The sequence below is a fragment of the Haloferula chungangensis genome (assembly GCF_042664875.1).
Classification (GTDB): Bacteria; Verrucomicrobiota; Verrucomicrobiia; order Verrucomicrobiales; family Akkermansiaceae; genus Haloferula; species Haloferula chungangensis.
Map to the genome: position 1 here is coordinate 1 of NZ_JBHTBS010000030.1, position 4,371 is coordinate 4,371.

Consider the following 4,371-nt stretch of genomic DNA (forward strand, 5'->3'; position numbering starts at 1 on the left):
CGCGTGACAGGCTCTGTTAGATTGTCTGTCTGATTCGCCGGGGCTCCGCATCATCACCGCTCGGAGTGCCTCGTGGGATGATCTCGGCGCTCGATCGGGTATTTTCCCGTGGCGGACCGCGGCCTCCCCGAAGATCTCCCCGCCCCCAAGACCGCCCAACGAGAACAAGGCGCTCGAGGACGACCCCTCTCAGCGGCTGTGTTGTGTTCTTGCCGCCAGCTTCGAAAGCTGCTTGGATCCCCGCAGCCTTCCCGGTGAGCTCACCGGGATCGCCTCAGCTCAAACGTTAGGGCAGAGAAAGAATGGAATCGGAATCCGACATACTGCGCGCTCTCAATCCCGAGCGAACACTGCCACCACCGACCGAATCGGATTTCGCTACAGCGATTGAAACGTTGGGATACGAGCTTCCGCCACCACTGAAAGAAATTTACGGTTTCTGCGGCGGAATCGTCGGCCCTACCGACACTTGGTATTTGCTTCCTTTGATCGATGGGCCGGATGAAGAGACTTCGCTCGTTTCCGAAAACTTGTTCTGGCGCCCTGATGGTGATGCGATTCCCGAATGGATCGACGATTTTGTCTGTTTTGGGTTCGGAACTGACCAGTGCAACCTAGCCGTAGGGAGGAAATCCCCATACACTGTGATTCGATATTACCTGCCTGATAGTGGTGAATATGAGAAAACTGACGGAGGGATTTTCGATGCCATTCAGACCGATAAAGGAGAATTCGATGAAATGGTCCGTCACGAACAACCCAAGCCCTAACAAGATGCTGATGGCGACCCCTTATAAGCGGCTTTGTTACAATCTTGCCGCCAGCGTCGGGAGCTGCTTGATTGCTTGTGGCCGTCCCGGTCCGGTTCCGGGATCGCCATAGCGTTGACGTTAGTCCAAAAAATCTATGACCACTGCAAACCCGACATCGGAGATGGACGACCAGATGATCTCCGAGGCGTCAGCGGCAGCTCGGCAGGTGCTCGGAATCAGCGGAGACACTTCGAGCGATACCGTGCATCAGTCGATTCATGATTTCCTTTGCCGACAGAACACCAAGAGTGGCTTGCTACGACGCAGTCCAGCGATGCCCATGGGCGAGGATTGCCCAATGGCCCTAGGTGCGCTCTGGGGTTCAGAGATTTGCAGGGAGTTCGGATGGGATTGGATCGTGGCCCAGCAAGGTGATTGGACTGGATTGGGGGTCGCAGATCCGGAGAGGAGATATTTGGCGCTGGCTCTGAACTATTTCGAAGGCCTGATTCACGTTCATCCAGAAGTTGCGAATCTCCCGGCACTTCAGCTCTACAACTGCTTCAAGGCTGGCAAGTTTCCGGATTCCGTCCCTGGTGCGCTTACCTTGATCGCCCACTCCAAAAGCTGAAACGAAGCAAGGACTAACAAGGCACTGGAGGGCGACCCCTATCAGCGGCTCTGTTGAATTCTTGCCGCCAGCTTCGAAAGCTGATTGGCTGTCCGCAGCCTTTCCGGTTCGGTTACCGGGATCGCCTCAGTTTTGACGTTCGTTGAAGAATTTTTAGAACCATGGAGAAGCCCACACAATACAGTATAGAGATTCGCCGCCTTGACTCGATCTATCAACCCGGTGACGAACTTCCCAATGACTGCTCGCTCATTGCGTTCAGCACAAGCACGCCGATGGGAGCCATCTCCGTTGGCGACAGCATCACGGATGGACCGGGACTTTCGTTTCTCGGCGTTGTCGGACACATCAACCACATGATAGGCGAGTTCGGTTCGGACTCTTATATGCACCTGATCCGCGTTTACCTGAACCCCATTGACGAGGATTCCGATTGATTCGAGACACTTGATGACCCACAGCCCTCCCCCTGATCGAATGATCGGGATTGGCCCGACCATCCCCTCGCGATTCCAGTCCTCAGCAATCTGCCATGCGGCCTAGAGAGCGGTGACTCCTCGCTCCCTTACCTCATAACAGAATGAAGAGCAACGAACAAGGCGTGGCGCGCCAACCGGCCATAAGCGTTTCAATTTCATAACTTTCTCCCTTCAACCGCGCCGGTGGGCGCACTTTTGACGTTAGCCGAAGAATCTTCCTCATGAACCCATTGGCACTTATAGAGAAGCTTATCGAAGAACATGGGTCGTCCACGATCCAGACCAAGCATCTTTCGCTGCTTCGTGAGGAGATAGCGATTCTCCAGCGCAAGAACGCTGAACTTCAATCGGAGAATTCCAACCTCAAGGATCAGATTGCCAATCCTATACCATCCGAGGAGCCAGGAGACAAATGCCCTTACTGTCGAAAGCCCACAGGAGCCCTCGACAGGCTTGAACCTCACAATGAGCATCTTCTGAGAGTCATGGGCATCAAGATAGGTCACTACACATGCCAAAACCCCGAGTGCTCCAAGACTTATGACAAGCAGATCGACCCATGACAAAGAAACGGCTAACAAGGCGTGCATGCCGACGCCGATAAGCTCCGTTGTTGGATTCGAGAATTTCATACGGGTTCGGAGTTGCTTTGATTATCGGAGCCGCCCGGACGCGGCATCACTTTGACGTTGTGCAAAGAAATATGCCTGAAGAAAATCGCATCTGGTTTCCCGGTAATCCCTGGCCAGAAGGGCATCCCATCAAGGACTTCGCGTGGACTGCGGAAGTGAGAAAGGGAATCGTTTGGTTCTTCCTGCATCTGAAAACCGCCGATTACTATTCTGAACGCGACATCGATGATGAAGGGGAGGATTTCGACTCCTCATGGGAAGCTCCGATCGTATGGGGCAACTATCATAGTTGTACCATTTCGAGCACGGACTGGCACGATGGCGGCTTTCCCGTTTGTCCTTGTTCCGAGTATTCGATAGAGTCGTTAGATGGCTATGAGGCGATTGTCGATCCGTTGCCAATCAATCCTGACGGAGATTGGGACGATCTGGCTTTTCACACCTATCTTCTCGGCCACGATTCTGTAGCAGGACACAAGATCAAGTTCTCCCGCCGGAACGACTCCAATGATTTTGACATTCACTGGGAAGGTAAGATTGCCCTCGTCTATGCGGGAGACTACGAATATCGATACGACTTCAAGGCTCTTGTCTACGGCGTTGGAGCGCCCAAACCAACCAAGGCACAACAAGACGTCGATCCTAACGCATGACCCGCCGCGAGTTCAATCCGTCATGACATTTCAACCATTGACCCCGAAGTCGGAGCGCGCCCTCGGTCAGGCGTAGGATGACTTCGACGTTGTGCAGAAAATGAAGATTCTCCTGATCAGTATTATTCTGTTGGGCGGGTTGGCTGCTGATGCCGACGAAGCGACGATCAGGCTAACCCCGGTGGAGACCCTTTCGCGGCTGAATAAGACGGGAGTAATCGATATGGTATTCTGGCTTAAGCCTGATTTGATGCACCCTCGCAACAAGACTGATTTGGATCCTCGTATTGATCCGACATGGATGGTCACGATCGCCAATCACACCGAGGATAGCGTCGTTATTAACAAGCACTGGTTTCTTAGCGGCGACTGGCTTGATATGAATGACGTCAAGTCAGGGGAGGCTGTCCCAATGTTCTCAAGCTTTCCAACCAAAGACATAGATCCTCTCGAGATTGATCCGAAGAGCTCCGTTGAGCTCAAACTCAGCTTGAGTCAGTTCGTGTGTCTCTCGGCGACATTCCATGATGATCGCGTCGAGTATTCGATGCCAGGAGATTATCGCGTGACGCATGATCTTTTCCCCTCCGCAGAGCTTCGGTTCTCGTTAACATCGGAGGGTGTAATCACGATCCAAATGCCAGCCATCTATCCAAAGCAAAAAGACAAGCACAACAAGTCGCGGCTGGACAACCCGCTACCCCGCCCCAAGTCGGAGATTGAACCCCGATGAGAATCTCTTACCCTGAAGCGGGCTGGCGCTCATGGTAGCGGGTGCCAGCGCTCAAACGTTCTCGTGGAATGTAGAGCCTCTGGGTTTTGAGGGTGTGGCAGTAGACCGAGTCGGAGATAGGTCGAGCTTGTCGAGGTTTTCGAGCTTCCGGATCTTTGCTGACCGGAGCGAGCATCATGCGGGGGGCAGCAGAGGAGCAGCCAGGAGAGATCGGACCGGCCACGTGACAGACTCTGTTAGATTGTCTGTCTGCTTCGCTGGGGCTCTGCATCATCACCGCTCGGAGTGTCTCTCGGGATGGTCTCGGCGCTCGATCGGGTATTTTCCCGTGGCGGACCGCGGCCTCCACGAAGATCTCCCCGCTCCCAAGACCGCCCAACGAGAACAAGGCGCTCGAGGACGACCCCTTTCAGCGGTTGTGTTGTGTTCTTGCCGCCAGCTTCGAAAGCTGCTTGGATCCCCGCAGCCTTCCCGGTGAGCTCACCGGGATC

Annotated in this window: 6 protein-coding genes; 5 read left to right on the plus strand and 1 reads right to left on the minus strand. The window is 54.1% G+C overall.

Annotation, left to right across the window (positions count from 1 at the left end; genetic code table 11):
* The first annotated feature begins 302 nt into the window (after nt 1-302).
* The 3 genes from ACFQY0_RS20845 to ACFQY0_RS20855 all read left to right on the plus strand — a co-directional run bounded on the left by ACFQY0_RS20845 (nt 303) and on the right by ACFQY0_RS20855 (nt 1,820).
* Nucleotides 303-770, plus strand: a complete 468-nt coding sequence (locus tag ACFQY0_RS20845) for an SMI1/KNR4 family protein (protein WP_379716871.1) — start codon at nt 303-305, stop codon at nt 768-770.
* A 136-nt stretch (nt 771-906) separates the two neighbouring features.
* Nucleotides 907-1,383, plus strand: a complete 477-nt coding sequence (locus ACFQY0_RS20850; protein ID WP_379716874.1) for a hypothetical protein — start codon at nt 907-909, stop codon at nt 1,381-1,383.
* Between the two features lie 161 nt (nt 1,384-1,544).
* The gene (locus tag ACFQY0_RS20855) at nt 1,545-1,820 is read left to right on the plus strand and encodes a hypothetical protein (protein ID WP_379716877.1); all 276 of its coding nucleotides are present in this window, start codon (nt 1,545-1,547) and stop codon (nt 1,818-1,820) included.
* Nucleotides 1,821-2,017: 197 nt separating this feature from the next.
* Here the strand turns inward: ACFQY0_RS20855 and ACFQY0_RS20860 are convergent, their stop codons facing one another.
* Complete coding sequence (locus tag ACFQY0_RS20860; RefSeq protein ID WP_379716880.1) at nt 2,018-2,494, minus strand: hypothetical protein; 477 nt, start codon at nt 2,492-2,494, stop codon at nt 2,018-2,020.
* Between the two features lie 71 nt (nt 2,495-2,565).
* Between ACFQY0_RS20860 and ACFQY0_RS20865 the strand changes: the two genes are divergently transcribed.
* Both ACFQY0_RS20865 and ACFQY0_RS20870 read left to right on the plus strand, forming a co-directional pair.
* On the plus strand, nt 2,566-3,147 hold the full coding sequence (locus ACFQY0_RS20865) for a hypothetical protein (RefSeq protein ID WP_379716883.1): 582 nt from the start codon (nt 2,566-2,568) through the stop codon (nt 3,145-3,147).
* Nucleotides 3,148-3,247: 100 nt separating this feature from the next.
* A complete protein-coding gene (locus ACFQY0_RS20870; RefSeq protein WP_379716886.1) occupies nt 3,248-3,880 on the plus strand; it encodes a hypothetical protein in 633 nt (210 codons plus the stop codon).
* The last annotated feature ends 491 nt before the right edge of the window (nt 3,881-4,371 follow it).